The sequence below is a fragment of the Pseudomonas sp. Marseille-Q8238 genome, assembly GCF_965111915.1.
In genome coordinates this window covers 3,505,496-3,531,763 of the sequence record NZ_CBCOPI010000001.1, presented here as the reverse complement: position 1 = coordinate 3,531,763, position 26,268 = coordinate 3,505,496, and the positions used below count along the sequence as shown (strand labels likewise).

Annotated in this window: 23 protein-coding genes and 1 pseudogene; 22 read left to right on the top strand and 2 right to left on the bottom strand. The window is 60.5% G+C overall.

Annotated elements, in window-relative coordinates; translation table 11 throughout:
- The first annotated feature begins 116 nt into the window (after nucleotides 1–116).
- From tsf to ispD, 22 genes are all read left to right on the top strand, one after another.
- Nucleotides 117–983, top strand: a complete 867-nt coding sequence (tsf, locus tag ACWPW0_RS16455; protein WP_447593082.1) for a translation elongation factor Ts — start codon at nucleotides 117–119, stop codon at nucleotides 981–983.
- A 175-nt stretch (nucleotides 984–1,158) separates the two neighbouring features.
- Nucleotides 1,159–1,902: a UMP kinase gene (pyrH, locus tag ACWPW0_RS16450; protein WP_447593080.1), complete on the top strand. Its 744-nt coding sequence runs from the start codon at nucleotides 1,159–1,161 to the stop codon at nucleotides 1,900–1,902.
- A complete protein-coding gene (frr, locus tag ACWPW0_RS16445) occupies nucleotides 1,899–2,456 on the top strand; it encodes a ribosome recycling factor (RefSeq protein ID WP_447593078.1) in 558 nt (185 codons plus the stop codon). The genes pyrH and frr overlap by 4 nt, the downstream gene beginning before the upstream one ends.
- A gap of 13 nt (nucleotides 2,457–2,469) precedes the next feature.
- The gene (gene uppS, locus ACWPW0_RS16440) at nucleotides 2,470–3,225 is read left to right on the top strand and encodes a polyprenyl diphosphate synthase (RefSeq protein WP_447593076.1); all 756 of its coding nucleotides are present in this window, start codon (nucleotides 2,470–2,472) and stop codon (nucleotides 3,223–3,225) included.
- Nucleotides 3,225–4,040 (top strand): phosphatidate cytidylyltransferase, encoded by an 816-nt coding sequence (locus ACWPW0_RS16435; protein WP_454255887.1) that lies wholly within the window; start codon nucleotides 3,225–3,227, stop codon nucleotides 4,038–4,040. The genes uppS and ACWPW0_RS16435 overlap by 1 nt, the downstream gene beginning before the upstream one ends.
- Nucleotides 4,037–5,227 (top strand): 1-deoxy-D-xylulose-5-phosphate reductoisomerase, encoded by a 1,191-nt coding sequence (gene ispC / locus ACWPW0_RS16430; protein ID WP_454255886.1) that lies wholly within the window; start codon nucleotides 4,037–4,039, stop codon nucleotides 5,225–5,227. The genes ACWPW0_RS16435 and ispC overlap by 4 nt, the downstream gene beginning before the upstream one ends.
- Before the next feature lie 15 nt (nucleotides 5,228–5,242).
- Complete coding sequence (rseP, locus tag ACWPW0_RS16425; RefSeq protein ID WP_454255885.1) at nucleotides 5,243–6,595, top strand: sigma E protease regulator RseP; 1,353 nt, start codon at nucleotides 5,243–5,245, stop codon at nucleotides 6,593–6,595.
- Nucleotides 6,596–6,668: 73 nt separating this feature from the next.
- The gene (gene bamA / locus ACWPW0_RS16420) at nucleotides 6,669–9,068 is read left to right on the top strand and encodes an outer membrane protein assembly factor BamA (RefSeq protein WP_447593068.1); all 2,400 of its coding nucleotides are present in this window, start codon (nucleotides 6,669–6,671) and stop codon (nucleotides 9,066–9,068) included.
- Between the two features lie 41 nt (nucleotides 9,069–9,109).
- Nucleotides 9,110–9,613, top strand: a complete 504-nt coding sequence (locus ACWPW0_RS16415) for an OmpH family outer membrane protein (protein ID WP_447593066.1) — start codon at nucleotides 9,110–9,112, stop codon at nucleotides 9,611–9,613.
- Between the two features lie 2 nt (nucleotides 9,614–9,615).
- Nucleotides 9,616–10,674, top strand: a complete 1,059-nt coding sequence (lpxD, locus tag ACWPW0_RS16410; protein ID WP_454255884.1) for a UDP-3-O-(3-hydroxymyristoyl)glucosamine N-acyltransferase — start codon at nucleotides 9,616–9,618, stop codon at nucleotides 10,672–10,674.
- 46 nt (nucleotides 10,675–10,720) lie between these two features.
- Complete coding sequence (gene fabZ, locus ACWPW0_RS16405; protein ID WP_447593062.1) at nucleotides 10,721–11,161, top strand: 3-hydroxyacyl-ACP dehydratase FabZ; 441 nt, start codon at nucleotides 10,721–10,723, stop codon at nucleotides 11,159–11,161.
- The gene (gene lpxA / locus ACWPW0_RS16400; RefSeq protein WP_447593060.1) at nucleotides 11,158–11,934 is read left to right on the top strand and encodes an acyl-ACP--UDP-N-acetylglucosamine O-acyltransferase; all 777 of its coding nucleotides are present in this window, start codon (nucleotides 11,158–11,160) and stop codon (nucleotides 11,932–11,934) included. The genes fabZ and lpxA overlap by 4 nt, the downstream gene beginning before the upstream one ends.
- 3 nt (nucleotides 11,935–11,937) lie before the next feature.
- A complete protein-coding gene (lpxB, locus tag ACWPW0_RS16395) occupies nucleotides 11,938–13,071 on the top strand; it encodes a lipid-A-disaccharide synthase (protein WP_454255883.1) in 1,134 nt (377 codons plus the stop codon).
- A complete protein-coding gene (gene rnhB / locus ACWPW0_RS16390) occupies nucleotides 13,071–13,667 on the top strand; it encodes a ribonuclease HII (RefSeq protein ID WP_447593056.1) in 597 nt (198 codons plus the stop codon). The genes lpxB and rnhB overlap by 1 nt, the downstream gene beginning before the upstream one ends.
- 149 nt (nucleotides 13,668–13,816) lie before the next feature.
- Entirely contained in the window at nucleotides 13,817–17,335 is a 3,519-nt protein-coding gene (gene dnaE / locus ACWPW0_RS16385; RefSeq protein WP_454255882.1) for a DNA polymerase III subunit alpha, read from the top strand.
- 110 nt (nucleotides 17,336–17,445) lie between these two features.
- Nucleotides 17,446–18,396: an acetyl-CoA carboxylase carboxyltransferase subunit alpha gene (locus ACWPW0_RS16380; protein ID WP_454255881.1), complete on the top strand. Its 951-nt coding sequence runs from the start codon at nucleotides 17,446–17,448 to the stop codon at nucleotides 18,394–18,396.
- A gap of 62 nt (nucleotides 18,397–18,458) precedes the next feature.
- Nucleotides 18,459–19,775 (top strand): tRNA lysidine(34) synthetase TilS, encoded by a 1,317-nt coding sequence (gene tilS / locus ACWPW0_RS16375; protein WP_454255880.1) that lies wholly within the window; start codon nucleotides 18,459–18,461, stop codon nucleotides 19,773–19,775.
- A 158-nt stretch (nucleotides 19,776–19,933) separates the two neighbouring features.
- Complete coding sequence (locus tag ACWPW0_RS16370) at nucleotides 19,934–21,565, top strand: CTP synthase (protein ID WP_454255879.1); 1,632 nt, start codon at nucleotides 19,934–19,936, stop codon at nucleotides 21,563–21,565.
- Nucleotides 21,562–22,407, top strand: a complete 846-nt coding sequence (kdsA, locus tag ACWPW0_RS16365; RefSeq protein ID WP_454255878.1) for a 3-deoxy-8-phosphooctulonate synthase — start codon at nucleotides 21,562–21,564, stop codon at nucleotides 22,405–22,407. Before ACWPW0_RS16370 ends, kdsA begins: the two co-directional genes overlap by 4 nt.
- A gap of 45 nt (nucleotides 22,408–22,452) precedes the next feature.
- Complete coding sequence (gene eno, locus ACWPW0_RS16360) at nucleotides 22,453–23,742, top strand: phosphopyruvate hydratase (RefSeq protein ID WP_447593044.1); 1,290 nt, start codon at nucleotides 22,453–22,455, stop codon at nucleotides 23,740–23,742.
- 104 nt (nucleotides 23,743–23,846) lie between these two features.
- Complete coding sequence (ftsB, locus tag ACWPW0_RS16355; RefSeq protein ID WP_447593042.1) at nucleotides 23,847–24,128, top strand: cell division protein FtsB; 282 nt, start codon at nucleotides 23,847–23,849, stop codon at nucleotides 24,126–24,128.
- The gene (gene ispD, locus ACWPW0_RS16350) at nucleotides 24,125–24,835 is read left to right on the top strand and encodes a 2-C-methyl-D-erythritol 4-phosphate cytidylyltransferase (RefSeq protein WP_454255877.1); all 711 of its coding nucleotides are present in this window, start codon (nucleotides 24,125–24,127) and stop codon (nucleotides 24,833–24,835) included. The genes ftsB and ispD overlap by 4 nt, the downstream gene beginning before the upstream one ends.
- A gap of 87 nt (nucleotides 24,836–24,922) precedes the next feature.
- On the opposite strand, the gene ACWPW0_RS16345 is transcribed toward ispD, so the two are convergent.
- Entirely contained in the window at nucleotides 24,923–25,666 is a 744-nt protein-coding gene (locus ACWPW0_RS16345; protein WP_454256752.1) for a methyl-accepting chemotaxis protein, read from the bottom strand.
- 114 nt (nucleotides 25,667–25,780) lie between these two features.
- A pseudogene (locus ACWPW0_RS16340) lies at nucleotides 25,781–25,981 on the bottom strand (HAMP domain-containing protein); the annotation flags it as partial.
- Between the last annotated feature and the right edge of the window lie 287 nt (nucleotides 25,982–26,268).

The following is a 26,268-nucleotide window of genomic DNA, read 5'->3' as shown; positions in this document are numbered from 1 at the left end:
GGTAACTAACGTTCCCGTTGCGCAAGAAGGGGGCTAGGCCCCCTTTTTGCCACTTACGAATTTGTACCCGGTATCCGGGTTGAATGGTTGACTACCGATTCAAGAGGATCAAGAACATGGCAGAAATTACTGCAGCCCTGGTTAAAGAACTGCGCGAGCGCACCGGCGAAGGCATGATGGATTGCAAGAAGGCCCTGACCAAGGCCGGCGGCGACATCGAAAAAGCCATTGACGACATGCGTGCCTCCGGCGCGATCAAGGCCGCCAAAAAGGCTGGCAACGTTGCTGCCGAAGGCGCCATCGCCATCAAGGACGACGGCAAGTCCGCCGTTCTGCTCGAAGTCAACTCGCAAACTGACTTCCTGGCTCTGCAGGACGACTTCAAAGCCTTCGTTGCTGCCAGCGTCGAGAAAGCCTTCGCTGACAAACTGACCAGCGTCGAACCGCTGATCGAAGCACGTGAAGCTGATCGCCTGATCCTGGTTGGCAAGACTGGCGAGAACGTCAACATCCGTCGTCTGGCCCGTGTTGAAGGCGACGTGCTGGGTTCCTACCTGCACGGCAACAAGATCGGTGTAGTCGTTGTCCTCAAGGGCGGCACTTCCGAGCTGGCCAAGGACATCGCCATGCACGTGGCTGCCAGCAATCCCGAGTTCCTGCTGCCGTCGGAAGTTTCGGCCGAGGCTATCGAGCGCGAGAAGAACGTGTTCCTGTCTCTGAACGAAGACAAGATGAAGGGCAAGCCTGCTGAAATCGTCGAGAAGATGATCTCCGGCCGTATCACCAAGTTCCTCGCCGAGGCCAGCCTGGTTGAGCAAGCGTTCGTCAAGGATCCGGAAATCACCGTCGGTGCCCTGGCCAAGAAAGGCGGCGCTGAAATCGTTTCCTTCACTCGCTTCGCGGTAGGTGAAGGCATCGAGAAGCCGGTCGACAACTTCGCTGACGAAGTTGCTGCTCAAGTGGCTGCCGCCAGCAAGCAGTAAGACGGTTCTACACTGCTGTATCGAAGAGGCTGCCCGCTTGCGCGTGCAGCCTCTTTTGCAAGGCGGGGCGTAATTGCCCGGTCTGGCACGAATTCATCTGGCAGTGGTCTGACTGCCGGGTAAAATCCGGAACCTCGAGTTCCGTTTCAAAACGACGCCGCAGGAGAGAAACGCAATGGCTCAGCAGGTGACAGGTCGCCAACCTCGCTATAAACGCATTCTGCTCAAACTTAGCGGCGAGGCCCTGATGGGCTCGGAAGACTTCGGTATCGATCCGAAGGTGCTGGACCGCATGGCGTTGGAAGTCGGCCAACTGGTCGGTATCGGCGTGCAGGTCGGTCTGGTGATCGGCGGCGGCAACCTGTTCCGTGGTGCTGCCTTGTCGGCTTCGGGGATGGACCGGGTGACCGGTGACCACATGGGCATGCTCGCTACCGTGATGAACGGCCTGGCCATGCGTGATGCGCTGGAGCGCTCGAATATCCCGGCCATCGTCATGTCGGCGATTTCCATGGTGGGTGTGACCGATCACTACGACCGTCGCAAGGCCATGCGTCACCTGGCCAGTGGTGAAGTGGTGATCTTCGCAGCTGGTACCGGCAATCCGTTCTTCACCACCGACTCGGCAGCCTGCCTACGCGCCATCGAGATCGATGCCGACCTGGTGCTCAAGGCAACCAAGGTCGACGGCGTGTACACTGCCGACCCCTTCAAGGACCCGAACGCCGAGAAGTTCGAGCGCCTGACCTATGACGAAGTGCTGGATCGCAAGCTGGGTGTGATGGACCTGACGGCCATCTGCCTGTGTCGTGATCACCAGATGCCGTTGCGGGTCTTCAACATGAATAAACCCGGCGCCCTGCTCAACATCGTGGTGGGCGGTGCCGAAGGAACACTGATCGAGGAGAGTGCCCAATGATCAACGAGATCAAGCAAGACGCCCAGGAACGCATGAAGAAATCGGTCGAGTCGCTGGGCCATGCCTTTGCCAAGATTCGTACCGGCCGTGCCCACCCGAGCATCCTCGACAGCGTGATGGTGTCCTACTACGGCAGCGACACGCCGCTGCGCCAAGTGGCCAACGTTACCGTGGAAGATTCCCGCACCCTGGCCCTGAGCGTGTTCGACAAGAGCATGATTCAGGCGGTCGAGAAGGCCATCATGACCTCCGATCTGGGGCTCAACCCAGCCACTGCCGGCACCACCATTCGCGTGCCGATGCCTGCGTTGACCGAGGAAACCCGCAAGGGCTTCACCAAGCAGGCCCGCAGCGAGGCTGAAAACGCCCGCGTTGCCGTGCGCAATATTCGTCGTGATGCGCTGGCGCAGCTGAAGGATCTGGTCAAGGAAAAGGAAATCAGCGAAGACGAAGAGCGTCGTGCTGCTGATGACGTGCAGAAGCTGACCGACAAGTTCGTCGCTGAAGTGGAAAAGGCGCTGGAAGCCAAAGAAACCGACCTCCTGGCGGTATGACGGTTATCTAGCCATGGCCAAGAACAAGCAGGAAGCCTCCGCGATAGTGCCGCGGCATGTGGCCATTATCATGGATGGCAATAATCGCTGGGCGAAGAAGCGTCTTTTGCCTGGCGTTGCCGGTCACAAGGCCGGTGTCGATGCGGTGCGCGCGGTTATCGAGGTGTGCGCTGAGGAGGGGGTCGAGGTGCTGACCCTGTTCGCCTTCTCCAGTGAGAACTGGCAGCGTCCTGCCGAGGAGGTAGGGGCGTTGATGGAGTTGTTCCTTTCTGCTCTGCGTCGAGAGGCGCGGCGACTCAAGGAAAATGCCATCACGTTGCGCATCATTGGCGATCGCTCGCGGTTCCATCCGGAGCTGCAGGCCGCCATGCGTGAGGCCGAGCAGCAAACGGCTGGCGATAACCGCTTTGTCCTGCAGATCGCTGCCAACTATGGCGGACAGTGGGATATTGCCCAGGCTGCACAACGCCTGGCGCGGGAGGTTCAGGCTGGGCATCTGCAGCCGGAGGACATTACGCCGGGCTTGCTGCAGGGTTGTCTGGCTACGGGTGATCTGCCGTTGCCCGATCTGTGCGTGCGCACGGGTGGTGAGCATCGCATCAGCAACTTCCTGCTTTGGCAGTTGGCCTATTCCGAGCTGTATTTCTCCGACCTGTACTGGCCGGATTTCAAGCACGAGGCCATGCGCAAGGCGCTGGCCGATTTCGCTACCCGCCAACGGCGCTTCGGCAAGACCGGTGAGCAGGTGGAAACCGAGGTACGCAGCTGATGCTGAAACAACGGATCATCACCGCGCTTATTCTTTTGCCGGTCGCCCTGTGCGGATTCTTCTTGCTGGAGGGTGCAGCCTTCGCGCTGTTCATCGGTGTCGTGGTTACGCTCGGTGGCTGGGAATGGGCGCGGCTCGCCGGCCTTGCGACGCAGCCCTTGCGCGTGGCTTATGCGCTGGTCGTGGCTCTGTTGCTGGGGGCGCTATACCACTTGCCGGCACTGGCGCCTTGGGTGCTGGGTGTGGCGATGCTCTGGTGGTTGCTGGCGACCTTGCTGGTATTGACCTATCCGCAGAGCAGCCGTTACTGGGGTGGTACGCCGGGACGGTTGTTGATCGGGTTGCTGATTCTGCTGCCGGCCTGGCAGGGCTTGGTGCTGCTCAAACAGTGGCCGCAAGCCAATATGCTGATCATCGCGGTAATGGTGCTGGTCTGGGGTGCTGATATCGGAGCTTACTTTTCCGGCAAGCGTTTCGGCAAGCGCAAGCTGGCGCCGCGGGTGAGCCCGGGCAAGAGCTGGGAAGGTCTCTATGGCGGGTTGCTGGCCAGTCTGTTGATTACCGCTGCCGTGGGGCTGCAGCAAGGCTGGCAGGCTCAAGGTTTTCTGCTGGCGCTGGCCGGTGCAGCGTTGGTGGTGCTGGTTTCCGTGGTCGGTGATCTGACCGAAAGCATGTTCAAGCGTCAGTCCGGTATCAAGGACAGCAGCAATCTGTTGCCTGGCCATGGTGGTGTGCTGGACCGTATCGACAGTCTTACGGCTGCCGTCCCTGTGTTTGCGGTGCTGCTGTGGTTAGCGGGTTGGGCTGCGCAGTGAGTGCGGTGCAGCGTATTGCTGTTCTGGGGGCGACGGGGTCCATCGGTCTCAGTACGCTGGATGTGATTGCCCGCCATCCTGAGCGTTATCAGGCGTTCGCGCTCTCGGCTTTTTCGCGTTTGGCGGAGCTCGAGGTGCTGTGTCTGCGGTATCGCCCGACGTTCGCCGTGGTTGCTGATGCGGGGGCGGCGCAGCGTTTGCAGGCCGCTTTGCAGGTTGCGGGTCTGTCGACACGCGTGCTGTGGGGGGATGCCGGTCTGTGCGAGGTGGCGGCTCACGAGCAAGTCGACGCTGTGATGGCCGCCATTGTCGGTGCGGCGGGGCTGAGTTCGACCCTGGCAGCTGTGGAGGCTGGGAAGAAGGTGCTGCTGGCCAACAAGGAAGCGTTGGTCATGTCCGGTGACCTGTTCATGCAGGCCGTGCGCAAGAGTGGCGCGGTGTTGCTGCCGATCGACAGTGAACACAATGCGATCTTCCAGTGCTTGCCGGGCGATTACGCTCGAGGCCTCAGCGCGGTGGGGGTGCGGCGTATCCTTTTGACGGCCTCGGGTGGCCCTTTCCGGGAAACGGCGCTGGCCGAGCTGGAGAGCGTGACCCCTGAACAGGCGTGTGCGCATCCGAACTGGTCCATGGGGCGCAAAATTTCTGTGGATTCGGCGAGCATGATGAATAAAGGCTTGGAGCTGATCGAGGCCTGTTGGCTATTCGATGCCAGGCCTGCCCAAGTCGAGGTGGTGATTCATCCGCAAAGCGTGATTCATTCCATGGTCGACTATGTCGATGGTTCGGTGCTTGCCCAATTGGGCAATCCGGACATGCGCACTCCGATTGCCCATGCGCTGGCTTGGCCTCAGCGTATTGATTCCGGTGTGTCGGCGTTGGACCTGTTTGCCATCGCTCGGCTGGATTTCCAGCGGCCTGATGAGGAGCGTTTCCCCTGCTTGCGTCTGGCCCGCCAGGTCGCGGAGGAGGCCGGTACCGCGCCTGCGATGCTCAATGCAGCGAATGAAGTGGCCGTGGCTGCGTTTCTCGAACGGCGCATCCGTTTCCCGGAGATCGCGCGTATCATCGACGACGTATTGAATCTTGAGGCAGCGAGTACCGTCGAGAGTCTCGATGCCGTATTGGCTGCTGATGCCCGGGCGCGTGCCCGGGCCTGTGAATGGTTGAACCGCCACGGGCGATGAGTCCGGAGGAAGACGATGAGCGCGTTGTACATGTTTTTTGGCACCCTGGTTGCGCTCGGGGTGCTGGTGACAATCCACGAGTTCGGCCACTTCTGGGTGGCGCGCCGCTGTGGGGTCAAGGTCCTGCGGTTTTCCGTCGGCTTTGGTACTCCCTTGCTGCGCTGGCATGACCGCCAGGGTACTGAGTTCGTCGTGGCAGCCATTCCGCTGGGCGGCTACGTGAAAATGCTCGATGAGCGCGAAGGGGATGTCCCGGCCGCGCAGGTCGAACAGTCGTTCAATCGCAAGTCCGTTCGCCAGCGCATTGCCATTGTCGCGGCAGGGCCTGCTGCCAATTTCCTGCTGGCCATTCTGTTCTTTTGGGTTCTGGCGATGCTCGGCGCGCAGCAGGTCCGGCCGGTCATTGGTGCCGTGCAGCCTGACAGCCTTGCTGCCGAGGCGGGCTTGCAGCCCGGGCAGGAGATCGTCGCCGTGGACGGTGAGCCGACCACTGGTTGGTCGGCGGTCAACCTGCAATTGATTCGTCGTTTGGGTGAGAGTGGCACCCTTCATCTGCAAGTGCGTGCCCCAGGCTCGACGACCGAAATGACGCGTGAGCTGGCCTTGCGTGACTGGCAGCGGGGTGTGGATCAGCCTGACCCTTTGCTGGCGCTGGGTATTCGCCCATGGCGTCCGGCCATTTCGCCCGTTCTGCGCGAAATCGACCCGCAAGGTCCGGCGCAGGCGGCGGGTGTCCAGTTGGGTGACCGCCTACTGGCGATCAACGGGATGCCGGTCGAAGAGTGGCAGCAGGTTCTGGATGCCTTCAAAGTGCTGCCGGGTAAGCAGGTATCCTTGCGGCTCGAGCGTGATGGCAGTCAATTTGATCTGCCGGTCACCCTGGGTGAGCGTGGCGAAGGTGAGAACAGAAGCGGCTATCTGGGGGTTGGGGTTGGCGCTGTTGACTGGCCCGCCGATATGCTGCGCGAGGTTCGTTTCGGGCCGCTGGACGCGGTTGGAGAGGGCCTGCGGCGGACCTGGAACATGACGCTGCTGACCTTCGACTCGGTCAGAAAAATGCTGGTCGGGGAGCTCTCGGTAAAAAACTTGAGCGGGCCGATAACCATTGCTAAAGTGGCGGGCGCTTCGGCCCAGTCGGGTGTCGGGGATTTCCTCTATTTCCTGGCCTTGCTGAGCATTAGCTTGGGGGTTCTCAACCTGTTACCTATTCCCGTGCTGGATGGCGGGCATCTGCTGTTTTACCTGATTGAATGGGTGCGCGGACGGCCGTTGTCTGAGCGGGTGCAGGGATGGGGGATGCAGATCGGTATCAGCCTGGTGCTTGGGGTGATGCTGCTGGCCCTGGTGAATGACCTGGGGCGTCTGTAACGATTGCTGAATTGCGAAGCTGCCGCCTACTGCGGCATTTTCTTTATTGTCGGTTGGAATAAGAAAGGACTTCATGAAACGTCTGCTGCTACCTGCGGTGCTCGCCGCATTGATGATCGCCGAAGTTCACGCCGAGTCCTTCACCATCACAGATATCCGCGTCAATGGCCTGCAGCGGGTTTCCGCTGGCAGCCTGTTTGGCGCACTGCCTCTCAATGTGGGCGATCCTGCAGATGACCGCCGTCTGGTCGAGGCAACTCGCGCATTGTTCAAGACTGGCTTCTTCCAGGACATCCAGCTCGGTCGCGATGGTGACGTGCTCGTCGTTACCGTGGTCGAGCGTCCGTCGATCTCCGGTATCGAGATCGAAGGCAACAAGGCAATCAGTACTGACGACCTGATGAAGGGCCTGAACCAGTCCGGCCTTGCCGAAGGTGAAATCTTCCAGCGCGCCACATTGGAAGGTGTACGCAACGAGTTGCTACGCCAATACGTGGCACAAGGGCGCTACTCCGCCGAGATCGAGGCGGAAGTCATTCCCCAGCCGCGTAACCGCGTGGCCCTGAAGATCAATATCAACGAAGGCTCGGTCGCGGCGATCCAGCACATCAACGTGGTGGGTAACACGGTTTTCTCCGACGAAGACCTGATCGGACTGTTCGAGCTGAAGACCACCAACTGGCTGTCGTTCTTCAAGAACGACGACAAGTATGCTCGCGAGAAATTGTCCGGTGACCTGGAGCGTCTGCGCTCCTACTACCTGGACCGCGGCTACATCAACATGGATATTTCCTCGACCCAGGTCTCCATTACCCCGGACAAGAAACATGTCTACATCACGGTCAACGTGAACGAGGGTGAAAAGTACAGCGTGCGTGACGTCAAACTCTCTGGTGACCTGAAGGTTCCAGAAGCAGATGTACGTAACCTGCTGTTGGTCAAGGAAGGTCAAGTGTTCTCCCGCAAGGTGATGACCACCACCTCCGAGCTGATCACCCGCCGTCTGGGTAACGATGGCTACACCTTCGCCAACGTCAACGGCGTGCCGCAGACCCATGACGAAGACCACACGGTGTCGATCACCTTCGTGGTCGATCCGGGCAAGCGTGCCTATGTCAATCGCATCAACTTCCGCGGCAACACCAAGACCGAGGACGAAGTGCTGCGTCGCGAGATGCGCCAGATGGAGGGCGGCTGGGCCTCGACCTACCTGATCGACCAGTCGAAAGTGCGCCTTGAGCGCCTTGGCTACTTCAAGGAAGTCAACGTCGAGACGCCGCAGGTGCCGGGCAGCGACGACCAGGTCGACGTCAACTACAGTGTTGAAGAGCAGGCTTCCGGTTCGATCACCGCCAGCGTCGGTTTCGCCCAGAACGCCGGTCTGATCCTCGGTGGCTCGATCAGTCAGAACAACTTCCTGGGTACGGGTAACAAGGTCAGCATCGGCCTGACCCGCAGTGAATACCAGACCCGCTACAACTTCGGCTTCGTTGATCCCTACTGGACTGCCGATGGTGTCAGCCTGGGTTATAACGCCTTCTACCGCACGACCGACTACGATGACCTCGACGTCAACGTATCGAGCTACGCGGTCGATAGTCTGGGTGGTGGCATCAGTATCGGTTACCCGATCAGTGAGACTGCGCGTCTGACCTATGGTCTGACCGTCCAGCAGGACACCATCAAATCGGGTCTCTATACCGTTGATGAAATCCTCAACTTCATGGAGCGCGAGGGTGACCGCTACCTCAACTTCAAGGCTTCGATCGGCTGGTCCGAATCTACCCTGAACCGAGGTGTGCTGGCTAACCGTGGCCACTCGCAAAGCCTGGTGCTGGAAACCACCATTCCGGGCAGCGACCTGTCGTTCTTCAAGCTGGATTACCGTGGCCAGTTGTTCAAGCCGCTCACCGACAATTACACCCTGCGCTTCCACACCGAGCTGGGCTATGGCGATGGCTATGGTTCGACGTCGGGTCTGCCGTTCTACGAGAACTACTACGCCGGTGGTTTCAACTCCGTGCGAGGCTTCAAGGACAGCACGCTTGGCCCGCGCAGTACCCCGAGTGCCGTACGCGACGCTGCTGGCAACATTGTCTATGGCGGTGTAAGGGATCAATACGGGCGTATCTCCGATCCTGACCAGGATCCGTTGCCATTCGGTGGTAACGTTCTGGTGCAGGGTGGTGTCGAAATGCTGTTCCCGCTGCCGTTCGTGAAGGATCAGCGTTCGTTGCGTACCTCGCTGTTCTGGGATGTGGGTAACGTGTTTGACACCAATTGCGGCTCTGCCCAGAAACGTCGTGGGGATAGCTGTGACCTGGATATCGGCGAGCTTGCCAGCTCCGTGGGTGTCGGTGTGACCTGGGTGACTGCGTTGGGTCCGCTCAGCTTCAGCTTGGCGGCGCCGATCAAAAAACCGGCAGATGCCGAGACTCAGATCTTCCAGTTCTCTCTGGGTCAAACTTTCTAATTGCTTGATAAATGACAACAATGTTGTTGCAGGAGTGCGTCGTGCGTAAGTTGACTCAACTGGTTGTGGTCACCCTGGCTCTGGTGGCGACCCCGGCGTTTGCCGAAATGAAAGTGGCCGTGCTGAATTATCAAATGGCCCTGCTTGAGTCTGATGCAGCGAAGAAATACGCCGTTGATGCCGAGAAGAAATTCGGTCCGCAACTGAACAAGCTGAAGCAGCTGGAAAGCGATGCCAAGCGTATTCAGGATCGTGTCGCCAAAGATGGCGAAAAAATGCAGCAGGCTGAGCGTGAGCGTCTGGAGCTTGAATTCAAGCAAAAAGCCCGTGATTTCCAGTTCCAATCCAAGGAGCTGAACGAGTCCAAAGCCATTTCCGACCGTGAGATGCTCAAGCAACTCAAGCCGAAACTGGACAAGGCCGTTGAAGAAGTCATCAAGGGTGGCAACTACGACCTGGTGCTTGAGCGCGGCGCGGTAATTGATGTCAAACCGCAGTTCGACATCACCCGTCAGGTCATCGAGCGCATGAACAAGCTGCGCTGATCATGAGCGCAATGCAGTTCACTCTCGGTCAATTGGCCGAGCGTCTTGGCGCCACCTTGCGTGGCGACGAGAGCAAGCTGATCCGTGGTCTGGCTACCTTGCAGGACGCCGGCGCGGATCAGTTGAGTTTTCTGGCCAATGCCCAGTACCGCAAATTCCTGGCAACCAGCCAGGCAGGCGCGGTGTTGCTGACGCATGAGGATGCTCAGGCATTTTCTGGTGACGCTTTGCTGGTGGCCAATCCCTACCAGGTTTATGCCCAGCTCTCACATTTGTTCGACCGCAAGCCTGTGGCTGCTGCGGGGATTCATCCCACAGCGGTTGTCGCAGAGGATGCATTCGTCGATGCGACAGCCAGTATTGGTGCCTATGCCGTGATCGAAAGCGCTGCCAGTGTTGGCTCCGGTGTCACCATCGGCGCGCATTGCGTGGTGGGGGCTCGCAGCGTGATTGGCGAGGACGGTTGGCTGGCTCCGCGGGTGACGCTCTACCATGACGTGACGATCGGCAAGCGCGTGGTCATCCAGTCTGGTGCGGTCATCGGCGGTGAGGGCTTCGGCTTTGCCAACGAGAAGGGTGTCTGGAAGAAGATTGCGCAGATCGGTGGTGTGACCTTGGGCGATGACGTCGAAATCGGCGCCAATACCACTGTCGATCGCGGCGCTTTGGCTGACACGCTGATCGGCAATGGGGTCAAGCTCGATAACCAGATCATGATCGCGCACAACGTGCAGATCGGCGATAACACGGCCATGGCCGGGTGCGTCGGCATTTCTGGTAGTACCAAAATTGGTCGCAATTGCATGATCGCTGGTGGTGTGGGCATGGTTGGCCACATCGACGTGTGCGACAACGTATTCGTCACCGGGATGACCATGGTGACCCGCTCCATCACCGAGCCCGGAGCCTATTCCTCCGGTACGGCGATGCAGACCGCAGCAGACTGGAAGAAGAGCGCAGCGCGCATTCGCCAGTTGGATGACATGGCTCGACGCCTGCGCGACATGGAAAAGCGCCTGGCTGCCGTGACCCCGGGCGCAGATGCTTCATCAGATGCCTGATCCGCATCCGATGCACGCCCCTATTTTTTGAACAGGCTTCCCTGAAATGATGGACATCAACGAAATTCGCGAATATCTGCCGCATCGCTACCCGTTTCTGCTGGTAGACCGTGTGGTTGACCTGGATGTTGAAGGCAAGACGATTCGCGCCTACAAGAATGTCAGCATCAATGAGCCTTTCTTCAATGGCCACTTCCCGCAGCATCCCATCATGCCGGGTGTTCTGATCATCGAGGCGATGGCTCAGGCTGCCGGTATCCTTGGCTTCAAGATGCTCGACGTGAAACCGTCCGATGGTACGCTGTACTACTTCGTCGGTTCCGATAAGCTGCGTTTTCGCCAGCCGGTGCTTCCGGGTGATCAACTGATCCTGGAAGCACGCTTTCTCAGCTGCAAGCGCAGTATCTGGAAGTTCGAGTGCAAGGCCAGCGTCGATGGCAAGGACGTCTGCTCGGCAGAAATCATCTGTGCGGAACGCAAACTATGAGTTTGATTGACCCTCGCGCCATTATCGATCCCAGCGCCAAGCTGGCAGATGACGTAGTCGTCGGCCCTTGGTCGATTATCGGGCCCGACGTGGAAATCGGTGAGGGTACTGTGCTGGGCCCCAATGTCATCATCAAGGGGCCTACCCGCATCGGGAAGCACAACCGTGTGTACCAGTTCGCTTCCCTCGGCGAAGACACCCCTGACCGCAAGTACAAGGGCGAGCCCACACGGCTGGTGATCGGTGATCACAATATCATCCGCGAAGGCGTGACCATGCACCGCGGCACTATCCAGGACCGAGACGAGACAACGGTTGGTGATCACAACCTGATCATGGCCTATGCCCATATCGGCCATGACAGTGTGGTGGGTAATCACTGCATTCTGGTCAACAACGTGGCGCTGGCCGGTCATGTGCATATCGGTGATTGGGCCATTCTGTCGGGTTACACCCTCGTCCATCAGTTCTGCCACATCGGTGCTCACGCCTTTGCTGGCATGGGTACGGCGATTGGCAAGGACGTTCCTGCTTACGTGACCGTTTCTGGCAACCCGGCCGAGGCGCGCAGCATGAACTTCGAGGGCCTGCGTAGACGCGGTTTCAGTAGCGAAGCCATTCATGCGTTGCGCCGCGCCTACAAGGTCGTTTACCGACAAGGACTGACGGTAGAACAAGCCTTGATCGATCTTGCTGAGTCCGCCACGGAGTTCCCCGAGGTCGCGGTGTTCCGTGACTCCATCCAGGCTTCCGCACGCGGCATCACGCGCTGAGCCATGGATCGTCCTCTGCTTATCGCACTGGTGGCAGGTGAGGCCTCCGGTGACATTCTTGGCTCCGGCCTGATGCAAGCTCTCAAGGCGCGCCATCCCGATGCTCGTTTCATTGGTGTGGGCGGTCCCCGTATGCAGAGCGAGGGGCTCGATTCCTACTTCCCCATGGAGCGCCTGTCGGTAATGGGCTTGGTCGAGGTGCTCGGCCGCTTGCCTGAGCTGCTTTCTCGGCGCAAGCGTCTGATCCGTACCCTGATCGACGCCAAGCCCGACTTGTTCATCGGCATCGATGCCCCTGATTTCACCCTTGGCGTAGAGCTCAAGCTGCGACATGCCGGTATCAAGACTGTGCACTATGTCAGCCCGTCGGTCTGGGCCTGGCGGCAGAAGCGTGTGCTGAAAATTCGCGAAGCCTGCGATTTGATGCTGACCCTCTTTCCTTTCGAAGCGCGTTTCTATGACGAGCACCAGGTACCAGTGCGTTTTGTCGGACATCCGCTGGCGGACACTATCGATCTGCAAGCAGATCGTGCGGCGGCACGCGAGGCCTTGGGCGTTGCTGGGCAGACGCCGTTGGTCGCCTTGCTGCCTGGTAGTCGGGGCGGAGAAGTGTCCCGCCTGGGGGCCTTGTTCCTCGATGCTGCAGAGCGTTTGCGGGCGATGCGTCCGGGGGTTCAGTTCGTATTGCCTTGCGCCAGTGCGGAGCGTCGAGCCCAGCTTGAGCAACTTCTGGCCGGGCGCGACCTGCCGTTGCTGCTGCTCGATGGTCGTTCCCATGAGGCGCTGGCGGCCTGTGATGCGGTGCTCATCGCCTCGGGCACAGCGACCCTGGAGGCGCTGTTGTACAAACGGCCGATGGTGGTGGCTTACCGGGTCGCGCCATTGACCTTCAAGATCCTCAAACGCCTGGTCAAAAGCCCCTATATCTCGCTGCCTAATCTGCTCGCCGAGCGCTTGCTGGTACCGGAACTGATTCAGGATGCCGCGACGCCGGAAGCATTGGCGCAAACCCTGGCGCCGTTGCTCGATGATGGTGAGGTACAGACCGAAGGCTTCGATGTGATCCATCGCGCCTTGCGCCAGGATGCCTCGCGGCAGGCTGCCGATGCCGTGCTCGGATTGATAAGGCGGACCTGATGCAGCTCGGTCTGGATTTCGCGTTGGTCGAGGAGCTGGTCGCCGGAGTCGATGAGGTCGGACGTGGCCCGCTGTGCGGTCCTGTGGTAACGGCGGCGGTGATCCTGGATCCGGCTCGGCCGATTCTTGGACTCAATGACTCGAAGAAGCTCACTGAGGCGCGTCGCGAAAAGCTGTTCGACGAGATTCGCGAGAAAGCCTTGGCCTGGTGCATTGCCCGCGCCGATGTCGAGGAGATCGATCGTCTCAATATTCTCCATGCCACCATGCTGGCCATGCAACGTGCCGTCGAGGGCTTGCAGGTCACGCCGCGTCTGGCTCTGATTGATGGTAATCGTTGTCCGAAGCTGGCAGTACCCAGCGCGCCAGTGGTGCAGGGCGATAGCCAGGTACCGGCTATCGCCGCGGCTTCGATTCTGGCCAAGGTCAGCCGCGACCGGGAAATGGTCGAGCTGGATGCGCGCTATCCCGGTTATGGCATCGCCGGGCATAAGGGCTATCCCACGCCTGTGCACCTGGAAGCCCTGCAGCGCCTGGGCGCTACGCCGATTCACCGACGTTCGTTCGCTCCGGTACGCAAGGTGCTGGAAGAGTAGGGCGCAGGCCCTGTGTGGATAGATGTAGAACGCCAGCTATGCGCTCCGATCCACCCTGCGCTCGATTCCCCGATCCGCCTGCTGTTGTTTGAGCCCTGGCCCGGTACAATCCGGGCCTTGTCGTTTTTTGTGTTTTGTACGGGATTGTCATGACCGCCACGTTTGTCCATTTGCGCCTGCATACCGAATTTTCCCTGGTCGACGGCCTGGTTCGGGTCAAACCGCTGATCAAGGCTGTGGCAGGGGCGGGCATGCCAGCGGTGGCGGTGACCGACCAGAGCAACATGTGCTCGCTGGTCAAGTTCTACAAGGCGGCGCAGGGCGGCGGCATCAAGCCGATCTGTGGCGCCGATATCTGGCTGGCCAGCGGCGACGAAGACGGTCCGCTGAGCCGGATGACCCTGCTGGCGATGAACGCCAAGGGCTACCGCAACCTCACCGAACTGGTCTCGCGCGGCTGGAGCGAAGGCCAGAGCAATGACATGGTGATCATCCAGCGTGACTGGGTGAAGACGGCTTCCGAAGGGCTGATTGCCCTGTCCGGAGCCAAGGACGGCGAGATCGGCCAGGCCCTGCTCGGTGGCGAGCCTGGCCGTGCCGAAGCCCTGCTGGCCGAGTGGCAGGCAGTATTCCCCGAGCGTTTCTACCTGGAGCTGCACCGCTGCGAGCGGGTCAACGACGAGGAGCATGTACACGCCGCCGTGGCCCTGGCCGAACGCTGCGGCGCGGCGCTGGTGGCGACCAACGATGTGCGCTTCCTCAAGCAGGGCGACTTCGAGGCCCACGAAACCCGCGTGTGCATCGGCGAAGGCCGGGCCCTGGATGACCCGCGCCGTCTGCGCAGCTACTCCGATCAGCAGTACCTGAAATCGCCCGAGGAAATGGCCGAGCTGTTCAGCGATATTCCCGAGGCGCTGGAAAACACTGTCGAGATCGCCAAGCGCTGCAATATCGAAGTGCAACTGGGCAAGTACTTCCTGCCGGACTTCCCGGTGCCGGAAGGCATGACCATCGATGATTACTTCCGCAAGGTGTCGTTCGACGGCCTGGACGAGCGCCTGGAAGTGCTGCTGCCGCGAGATACTCCGGACTACGAGGCGAAGAAGCAGGTCTACATCGACCGACTGAATTTCGAGCTGGATATCATTATCCAGATGGGCTTCCCCGGTTACTTCCTGATCGTTATGGACTTCATTCAGTGGGCCAAGAGCAACGGCGTACCGGTCGGCCCGGGTCGTGGTTCGGGTGCCGGTTCGCTGGTGGCCTACGTGCAGAAGATCACCGACCTCGACCCGTTGGCCTATGACCTGCTGTTCGAGCGCTTCCTCAACCCGGAACGCGTTTCCATGCCCGACTTCGACGTCGACTTCTGCATGGACGGCCGCGACCGGGTGATCGACTACGTGGCCGAGAAGTACGGCCGTAACGCGGTGAGCCAGATCATCACCTTCGGCACCATGGCGGCCAAGGCGGTGGTGCGCGACGTGGCGCGGGTGCAGGGTAAGTCCTACGGCCTGGCCGATCGCCTGTCGAAGATGATCCCGTTCGAAGTCGGCATGACCCTGGAAAAGGCCTATGAGATGGAGGAGCCGCTGCGCGACTTCCTCAAGACCGACGAAGAGGCGGCGGAAATCTGGGAGATGTCGCTCAAGCTCGAGGGCATCACGCGGGGCACCGGCAAGCACGCCGGGGGGGTGGTCATCGCACCGACCAAACTCACCGATTTCTCGCCGATTGCCTGCGATGACGAGGGTGGCGGTCTGGTTACCCAGTTCGACAAGGATGATGTGGAAGCGGCTGGCCTGGTGAAGTTCGACTTCCTCGGCCTGCGTACCCTGACCATCATCAAATGGGCCATGGAGACGATCAACCGCGAGCAGGCCAAGAAAGGCCTGCCCGACGTCAACATCGACTTCATCCCGCTGGACGACAAACCGACCTACGCGATGCTGCAGAAGGCCGAGACCACGGCCGTGTTCCAGCTCGAATCACGCGGCATGAAGGAGCTGATCAAGAAGCTCAAGCCGGACTGCCTGGAAGACATGATCGCCCTTGTGGCGCTGTTCCGCCCAGGGCCGCTGCAGTCGGGCATGGTGGACGACTTCATCAACCGCAAGCACGGCCGTGAGCAGATTTCCTACCCGCACCAGGATTATCAGTACGCCGGCCTCGAGCCTGTGCTCAAGCCCACCTACGGCATCATCCTGTACCAGGAACAGGTCATGCAGATCGCCCAGGTGATGGCGGGGTATACCCTCGGCGGCGCCGACATGTTGCGTCGTGCCATGGGTAAGAAGAAGCCCGAGGAAATGGCCAAGCAGCGCGGTGGCTTTATCGAAGGGTGTGCCAACAACGGCATCGATGCGGACCTAGCGGGCAACATCTTCGACCTGGTGGAGAAATTCGCCGGTTACGGTTTCAACAAATCTCACTCCGCCGCCTATGGCCTGGTTTCGTACCAGACTGCCTGGCTCAAGGCCCACCACCCGTCGCCATTCATGGCGGCGGTGTTGTCGGCGGATATGCACAACACCGAGAAGGTCGTGACCCTGATCGAAGAGTGCCGCAACATGAAGTTGCGCATTCTGGCGCCGGATGTGAACAGCTCCGAGTTCAAGTTCACCGTCGATGATGATGGCCGCATTCTCTATGGCCTGGGCGCGATCAAGGGCGTGGGCGAGGGGCCGGTCGAGGCCATTGTCGAGAGCCGCCAGGAAGGGCCGTTCAAGGATCTGTTCGACTTCTGCACGCGGGTCGACCTCAAGCGCATCAACAAGCGCACCCTGGAGGCGTTGATCCGAGGGGGCGCGCTGGATCGTCTGGGGCCGTACTTCTTCGACGAGGTCAAAGCCTATCAGGCCAACATCGACCAGAACCGTGCAGTGCTGCTGGCGGCAATGGAAGAGGCGGTGCAGGCTGCCGAGCAGGCTGCCCGCAGCCACGACAGCGGGCATGCCGATCTATTCGGTGGCCTGTTCTCCGAGCCGGAGGCGGATGTTTACGTCAATCACCGCAACGCCCGTGAACTGTCGCTCAAGGAGCGCCTGAAGGGGGAAAAAGACACCCTCGGCCTTTATCTGACCGGGCACCCGATCGATGAATATGAGGGCGAGGTCCGCCGTTTTGCGCGTCAGCGCATCATCGACCTGCGGCCATCGCGCGAAAGCCAGACCATTGCCGGGTTGATCGTCAACCTGCGGGTCATGAAGAACAAGAAAGGCGACAAGATGGGCTTCATCACCCTGGATGATCGCTCCGGGCGTATCGAAGCATCGCTATTCGCCGATGCCTTTGCCAGCAATCAGGCGCTGTTGCAGAGCGATGCGCTGGTGGTGGTCGAAGGGGAGGTGAGCAATGATGACTTCTCCGGTGGCCTGCGCCTGCGCGCCAAGCGCGTGATGAGCCTGGAGGAGGCACGCACCGGGCTGGCCGAGAGTCTGCGGCTGCGCGTGGCCCGGGATGAGTTGCAGGGCGATCGCCTGCGCTGGTTGGCCGAGCTGTTTGGCAAGCACCGTGGGGCTTGCCCACTGACTGTTGATTACAGCGGCAGCAGTGCACGTGCCTTGCTGCAGTTTGGTGAGCAGTGGCGAATCGATCCGGCTGATAGCTTGATTCAGGCCCTGCGTGACCAGTTCGGCAAAGACAACGTCTTCCTCCAATACCGCTGAGGGGCTGCTTCGCCCTTCAGTCTCGACCGTGAGCGCCTTATCCCTTAAGGTTAGGCGCCAAATGGAAACAGCCGCCCGGCCTAATGGCCGCTGATGCAAGACGGACGCCTATGAACCCGAACTTTCTCGATTTCGAACAGCCGATTGCCGACCTGCAAGCCAAGATCGAAGAGTTGCGCCTGGTCGGCAGCGACAATGCGCTGAATATCAGTGACGAAATTTCCCGTCTGCAGGACAAGAGCAGAAGCCTGACCGAAAGTATTTTCGGCAACCTGAGCAGCTGGCAGATTTCCCAGCTCTCGCGCCATCCGCGTCGCCCCTACACCCTCGATTACATCGAGCACATCTTCACTGAGTTCGACGAGCTGCATGGCGACCGTCATTTCTCCGATGATGCGGCGCTGGTCGGGGGCGTGGCGCGCCTGGACGATCAACCGGTGATGGTCATCGGGCACCAGAAAGGCCGTGAAGTGCGCGAGAAGGTACGCCGTAACTTCGGTATGCCGCGCCCGGAAGGCTATCGCAAGGCCTGCCGTCTCATGGAAATGGCTGAGCGCTTCAAACTGCCGATCCTGACCTTCATCGACACTCCTGGGGCCTACCCGGGTATCGATGCCGAGGAGCGCAACCAGAGTGAAGCGATTGCCTGGAACCTGCGCGTGATGGCGCGTCTGAAAACGCCGATCATCGCCACGGTCATCGGCGAAGGCGGTTCTGGTGGCGCGCTGGCCATCGGTGTCTGCGATCAGTTGAACATGCTGCAGTACTCCACTTACTCGGTGATTTCGCCCGAAGGTTGCGCATCCATTCTGTGGAAAACCGCCGAGAAGGCACCGGATGCCGCCGAGGCCATGGGCATCACTGCCGAGCGCCTGAAGGGCCTGGGGATTGTCGATCAGGTGATCGGTGAGCCATTGGGCGGCGCCCATCGCGAGCCACACGTGGCGGCCGCCAGTGTGCGCGAGTCCTTGCTGGAGCAACTGCAGATGCTGCGTGGGCTGGAAGTCGATGCACTGCTGGAGCGTCGCTACGAGCGTCTGATGAGTTACGGCATAGCCTGATTCCTCGTCATCTGCTGATTGCAACGGGCCCTATGGGTCCGTTGTTGTTTTAAGCTGTCGCCATGACTGTCATCGAATCCCGTCTGCTTTCTCTCCTGCAACCCTGGCGCAGTGCACCTGCCTGGCGGGTGGCGCTGTCTGGTGGGCTGGATTCGACGGTGCTGCTGCATCTGCTGGCGGGCCTGGCCAGTCGCTACTCATTGCCGCCCTTGTCGGCTATCCATGTGCACCATGGTTTACAGGCGGTTGCAGACGACTGGCCGATGCATTGCCAGCGGCTCTGCGCGCAGCTGGGGGTGCCGTTGCACGTCGAATATGTCCAGGTCGATGCCGGTGCCAGCCTGGAACGTGCAGCGCGTGAGGCGCGTTATGCTGCCCTGCAGCGCAACCTGCAGGCTGGTGATGTAGTGCTCACCGGGCAGCACCGTGACGACCAGGCGGAGACCATGCTCTTTCGCCTCATCCGGGGGGCAGGGGTGCGTGGACTGGCGGCTATGTCAGCGCATCGTCCGCTTGGGCAGGGCATTTTGCTGCGTCCGTTGTTGGGTGTCTCGCGGAGAGAGCTGGAGTCCTACGCTCGTGACCATGGCGTGTGTTGGGTAGAGGATCCTTCCAACAACGACACGCGTTTGTCGCGTAATTATCTCCGTCATGAAGTGCTGCCGGCGCTGGTGCGTCAATGGCCCCAGGCGTCGGCCAACTTTGCGCGCAGTGCCGAGCATCTGCGCGAGGCGCAGGGCCTGCTCGATGAGCTGGCGCAGGCTGATCTGTGCACGGCGGCTGTCGCTCTGCCACCATTTGGGCTGGGTATCCCGTCGCTGTTGCTAGAACCATTGCGTTCATTGTCCCCGGCGCGCCAGCGCAACGCTTTGCGGTATTGGTTGGCGCCCTTGACCCGATTGCCGGATAGCGATCATTGGGCCGGCTGGGAATCGCTTCGTGACGCAGCGGCGGATCGAGCACCGGTCTGGGGTCTGGTCGATGGTGAATTGCACCGTACTGGCGAGCGGCTTTGCTGGCTGTCTGGAGCCTGGCTGCGACCGGTGGTCCAGCCACCCGTTGCAGATTTGGCTCTTGGCGTGAACCTGCTGCCGGATAATGGCCAACTGACTCTGGACGGTAATCCACCGTCTGCGTCGCTGCACATCCGCTATCGACAGGGCGGCGAGGTGATGGAGATTCCGGGACGTGGCCACCGCGATCTCAAGCGCCTGCTCAACGAGCGCGCTATCCCCGGGTTCATGCGCGGTCGTCTGCCCTTGTTGTTCGCTGACGGGCGTCTGCTCGCAGTTGCCGGCCTGCCCGGGCTGGATGGTTCGCAGTGGGGGGAATGGCGAGCCAGTTGGCAGCCTCCGACGAACGAGCAAGGTTTGAGCTGATGAGGCCTTTCCGGTAGACTACGCTCCCGTCTTGTTACTGCTTCTGCGGATTCCCCCGGAACCCGTGGTGGCATGCTTATTTCAGGTTGGCCAGAGGCCTTCCTGCGCTTTCACCCCGGCGGCGCTGACCGCTTGAACGCAGACTTCTAGGATTTTTCATGACGCGCTACATCTTCGTCACGGGTGGTGTTGTTTCTTCATTGGGGAAGGGCATCGCCTCGGCATCACTGGCGGCTATCCTGGAGGCGCGGGGCCTGAAGGTCACCATGCTCAAACTGGATCCTTACATCAACGTCGATCCGGGCACCATGAGCCCGTTCCAGCACGGTGAGGTGTTCGTCACCCACGACGGCGCCGAGACCGACCTTGATCTGGGCCACTACGAGCGGTTCATCCGCACGACGATGACCCAGAACAACAACTTCACTACCGGCCGTGTGTACGAAGACGTCCTGCGCAAGGAACGTCGTGGTGATTACCTGGGCGCGACCATCCAGGTCATTCCGCACATCACCGACGAGATCAAGCGCCGCATCATCAAAGGCGCCGGCGACGCCGACGTGGCCATGGTCGAGATCGGCGGTACGGTGGGCGACATCGAGTCGCAGCCATTCCTCGAAGCTATCCGCCAGTTGCGTGTGGAAGTGGGTGCCAAGCGCGCCATGCTGATGCACCTGACCCTGGTGCCATACATCGCCACCGCTGGCGAGACCAAGACCAAGCCAACCCAGCACTCGGTCAAGGAGCTGCGCTCCATCGGCTTGCAGCCTGATGTGTTGATCTGCCGCTCCGACCATGAGGTCGACCTGTCTTCGCGCCGCAAGATCGCCCTGTTCACCAACGTTGAAGAGCGTGCGGTCATCGCCCTCGAAGACGTCGACACCATCTACAAGATTCCGTCTGTCCTGCATGCGCAGGGCCTGGATGACTTCGTCGTCGAGCGCTTCGGCCTGCAGTGCGGCCCGGCCGACCTGTCTGAATGGGATCGCGTGGTCGATGCCAAGCTGAACCCGGAAAAAGAAGTCACCATTGCCATGGTCGGCAAGTACATGGAGCTGCTGGATGCCTACAAATCGCTGATCGAAGCGATGAGTCATGCCGGCATCGAGAACCGTACCAAGGTCAACCTGCGTTATATCGACTCCGAAGACATCGAGAATCAAGGTGTTGGGCTGCTCGAAGGGGTCGACGCGATCCTCGTTCCCGGCGGGTTTGGTCTGCGCGGTGTCGAAGGCAAGATCCGAACCGTACAATACGCTCGCGAGAACAAGATTCCCTACCTGGGTATCTGCCTCGGCATGCAAGTCGCCGTGATCGAATACGCGCGCAATGTGCTGGGTTGGAAGGATGCGAACTCCAGCGAGTTCGACCAGAACAGCAGTCATCCAGTCGTGGGTCTGATCACCGAGTGGCAAGACGCGACAGGCGCTACCGAAACCCGTACCGAGGCCTCGGATCTGGGCGGCACCATGCGCCTGGGCGCGCAGGACTGCCAGCTGGAACAAGGCTCACTGGTGCACCAGTGCTATGGCAAAGACGTCATCGTCGAGCGCCACCGCCACCGTTATGAAGTGAACAACAACCTGCTGCCCAAACTCACCGAGGCTGGACTCAAGGTCTCCGGTCGCTCCGGTGACGGGGCGCTGGTAGAGGTGGTCGAAGCGCCAGATCATCCATGGTTCGTCGCGTGCCAGTTCCACCCGGAATTCACCTCCACCCCACGTGATGGCCACCCATTGTTCAGTGGCTTCGTCAACGCGGCACTGGCTCAGAAGGCGCGCAAGGCATGACCCAGAAGATCATTCGTGTCGGTAACATCGAGATCGCCAACGACATGCCTTTTGTGCTGTTCGGCGGGATCAACGTGCTCGAATCGCGTGATCTGGCCATGCAGGCCTGTGAAGAATACGTTCGTGTTACCGAGAAGCTCGGCATTCCCTACGTATTCAAGGCCAGTTTCGACAAGGCCAATCGCTCCTCTGTTACCTCCTTCCGTGGCCCGGGCCTGGAAGAAGGGATGCGTATTTTCGAGGATGTGAAGCAGGCCTTTGGCGTGCCGGTGATTACCGATGTGCATGAGCCCTCTCAGGCTGCGCCAGTGGCCGAGGTGTGCGACATCATCCAGCTGCCGGCCTTCCTCTCACGGCAGACTGATCTGGTGGTGGCCATGGCCAAGACCGGCGCGGTCATCAACATCAAGAAAGCCCAGTTCCTCGCACCCCAGGAAATGAAGCACATCCTGACCAAGTGCGAGGAGGCAGGTAACGATCAACTGATCCTCTGCGAGCGCGGTTCTTCCTTCGGTTACAACAACCTGGTGGTGGACATGCTCGGTTTCGGGATCATGAAGCAATTCGAGTACCCGGTATTCTTCGATGTCACCCACGCCCTGCAGATGCCGGGTGGGCGTGCCGATTCTGCCGGAGGACGTCGTGCTCAGGTCACTGATCTGGCCAAGGCGGGAATGAGCCAGGGGCTGGCCGGCCTGTTCCTGGAGGCCCATCCGGACCCGGACAACGCCAAATGCGACGGTCCTTGCGCCCTGCGCCTGGACAAGCTGGAACCGTTCCTCACCCAGCTCAAGCAGCTGGATGATCTGATCAAGAGCTTTGCGCCGATCGAAACTGCCTGAGTTTCGTATTCGAATCGCGTCTTTAAACTGTTGGAGCTGACAAGAATGGCAAAAATCGTCGACATCAAGGGCCGTGAGGTTCTCGACTCCCGTGGCAACCCCACTGTAGAAGCCGATGTAATCCTCGAAAACGGCATCATCGGCAGCGCCTGTGCGCCGTCCGGTGCTTCCACCGGTTCGCGCGAAGCGCTCGAACTGCGTGATGGCGACAAGAGCCGTTACCTGGGCAAGGGCGTGCTGAAGGCCGTGGCCAACATCAATGGCCCGATCCGTGACCTGCTGCTGGGCAAAGATGCCCGCGAGCAGAAAGCCCTCGACCTGGCCATGATTGACCTCGATGGCACCGAGAACAAAGGCAAGCTGGGCGCCAACGCCATCCTCGCCGTGTCCCTGGCTGCCGCCAAGGCCGCTGCCCAGGCCAAGGGCGTGCCGCTGTACGCGCACATTGCCGACCTAAACGGCACCCCGGGTGTCTACTCCATGCCAGTGCCGATGATGAACATCATCAACGGCGGCGAGCATGCCGATAACAACGTCGACATCCAGGAGTTCATGGTCCAGCCGGTTGGCGCCAAGACCTTCTCCGACGCGCTGCGCATGGGCACCGAGATCTTCCATCACCTGAAAGCCGTTTTGAAGGCTCGCGGCCTGAGCACTTCCGTGGGTGACGAAGGCGGCTTCGCGCCGAACCTGGCGTCCAACGAAGACGCTCTGGCTGCCATCGCTGAGGCGGTGGCCAATGCCGGCTACAAACTGGGCACCGATGTGACCCTGGCCCTGGACTGCGCTTCCTCAGAGTTCTTCGAAGACGGCAAGTACGACCTGGCTGGTGAAGGTAAGGTGTTCGACGCGGCCGGTTTCGCCGACTACCTGGCCGGCCTGACCCAGCGTTATCCGATCATCTCCATCGAAGATGGCATGGACGAGTCTGATTGGGCTGGCTGGAAAGTCCTGACCGACAAGATCGGCGAGAAGGTCCAACTGGTCGGTGACGACCTGTTCGTGACCAACACCAAGATCCTCAAGCGTGGTATCGACGAGTCCATCGGTAACTCGATCCTGATCAAGTTCAACCAGATCGGCTCGCTGACCGAAACCCTGGAAGCCATTCAGATGGCCAAGGCTGCCGGTTATACCGCTGTGATCTCGCACCGCTCGGGTGAAACCGAAGACAGCACCATCGCCGACCTGGCTGTGGGTACTGCTGCTGGCCAGATCAAAACCGGTTCCCTGTGCCGTTCCGACCGCGTGTCCAAGTACAACCAACTGCTGCGCATTGAAGAGCAACTGGCTGGCAAGGCGCCGTACAAGGGCCGTGCCGAGTTCCGTGGCTGAGCAGTGTGATGCCTGGCCGGGGACTTCGTCGCTGAGGTTTTCACTGGCTGGGTAAAGAGTGGTAAAAGGGCAGCGCAAGCTGCCCTTTGCATATGGTCTCTCCGATGGCAAAAGCCCCCTATTGGTTGTTCCTCTCGTTGCTGCTGGTGCTCTCCGGCCTGCAGTATCGTCTGTGGGTGGGCGATGGCAGCCTGGCTCAGGTCACCGACCTGAACCGACAAATTACCGAGCAGAAGGGCGAGAACGAGCGCCTGCTCGAGCGTAATCGGATTCTCGAGGCCGAGGTGCTGGAGCTCAAACGGGGTATGGAAACCGTGGAAGAGCGCGCTCGCCACGAGCTGGGCATGGTCAAAGAGGGTGAGACCCTCTACCAGTTGGCCGAATGAGTGGGGCAAGCCTGCCGGCGTTCTGGGTGATCATCCCGGCTGCCGGAATCGGGTCGCGCATGCGCGCCGATCGCCCCAAGCAATACCTCGAACTGGCCGGGCGTACCTTGCTCGAGCACACCCTCGACTGCTTCCTTGGTCATCCCCAGCTCAAGGGGATGGTGGTGCCACTGGCTGCGGATGATCCCTGGTGGTCGACGTTGGCATTGGCCGGCGATGCGCGGATTCATCGCGTCGATGGAGGAGCCGAACGCGCCGACTCTGTGCTCAACGGCTTGCTGCACCTGCTTGAGCGGGGTGCCAGGGCTGAGGACTGGGTGCTGGTGCATGACGCCGCGCGGCCGAACCTGGCGCGTTCTGATCTTGACCACTTGCTGACTGAACTGGCTGATGATCCCGTTGGCGGGCTGCTTGCGGTGCCGGCGCGCGACACCCTAAAGCGAGTGGGTGCGGACGGGCGCGTTGCGGAAACCGTGGATCGCAGCGTGATCTGGCAGGCGTTCACGCCGCAGATGTTTCGTTTCGCTGCGTTGCACCGGGTCCTGGCGGATGCGCTGGTTGCCGGCGTAGCTGTGACCGACGAGGCTTCGGCGATGGAATGGGCAGGGCAGTTTCCGCGCCTGATCGAAGGACGCGCCGACAACCTCAAGGTGACCCGCCCGGAAGACCTCGACTGGCTGCGCCAGCGCTGGGCGCACAGAGTCTGAGTGTCGGGCTCCTGTAAGGTGCGCCACGCGCACCGGCAGGTTCAGTACGTTGTCCGGGTGCGCATGACGCACCCTTCTGAATAACGATCAAACGCGGAACTGGTTGATCAGACGGCGCTGTTGCTCGGCCAGTTTGGTCAGCTCGGCGCTGGCCTGACTGGCTTCGTCCGCGCCGCCGGCCACTTCTGCCGCTACCTGACCGATATTGGTGACGTTGCGATTGATGTCCTCGGCTACCGCGCTCTGTTCTTCGGCGGCGCTGGCGATCTGTGTGTTCATGTCATTGATCACCGAGACGGCCTGGGTGATCGATTCCAGGGCTTGGGCGGCGGCGGTGGCCTGTTGCACGCTTTCATCGGTGCGCACCTGGCTCTGCTCCATGACGTTGACCACTTCGCGGGTACCATGCTGCAACTGCTGGATCATTGACTGAATTTCTTCAGTGGCCTGCTGGGTCTTCTGGGCCAGGTTGCGTACCTCGTCGGCGACCACGGCAAACCCGCGTCCCTGTTCGCCTGCGCGCGCTGCTTCGATGGCGGCATTGAGCGCCAGCAGGTTGGTCTGCTCGGCAATGCCGCGAATGGCGATGAGGATGGCGTTGATGTTCTCACTGTCCTTGGCCAGGGTCTGCACCACGCCGACGGCGCGACCTATTTCCGTGGCCAGGGCTGCGATGGCCTGGGACGTGTTCTGCACGATGCGCTTGCCGTCATTGGCCGAGTGGTCCGCATGGTTGGCGGCTTCGGCGGCCTGGGTGGCGTTGCGTGCCACATCCTGGGCGGTGGCGGCCATTTCCTGCACGGCAGTGGCAACCTGATCGATTTCCGCCATCTGTTTCTGCACACCCTGATTGGTGCGGATGGCGATGTCGGCGGTGTACTCCGACGAGTCACTGACTTTCTGCACCGACCCCACCACGTCGCGGATCATGTTCTGCAACTTGTTGAGGAAGGTGTTGAAGCCATTGGCGATCTGCCCGAGTTCGTCGACGCGGTCCACGGTCAGGCGCTTGGTCAGATCGCCGTCGCCCTTGGCGATATCGTTGAGCATGCCGACCATCTGGCGCAGGGGGCGGGCGATGCCATAGCCGACGAACCAGATCACCAACAAGCCGATACCCGCAATGATCAGGCCCACCAGTGTCATCCCAGCGATATCGGTTTCGTATTGGCTGCGCAGGTCGCCCTGCAGCTTGATCAGGTCGGTGTATACGGCCTGTTGCGGCAAACGCATGACCAATGTCCACTGGGTCGCAGTATTGGCGATGGTGAAGGGCATGATCAGTTGGATCTGCCCACTTGCTTCGTCGATGCTGAAGTCAGGCTGATTGGGGCGTAGGTGTTGCAGATTACCGAGGTTATTCAGCACTTGGGTGCTGGGCTCCCCGAGTTTGCCGGCGTCCTGAGTCAGGGCGACCAGGCGGCCATTGGTTG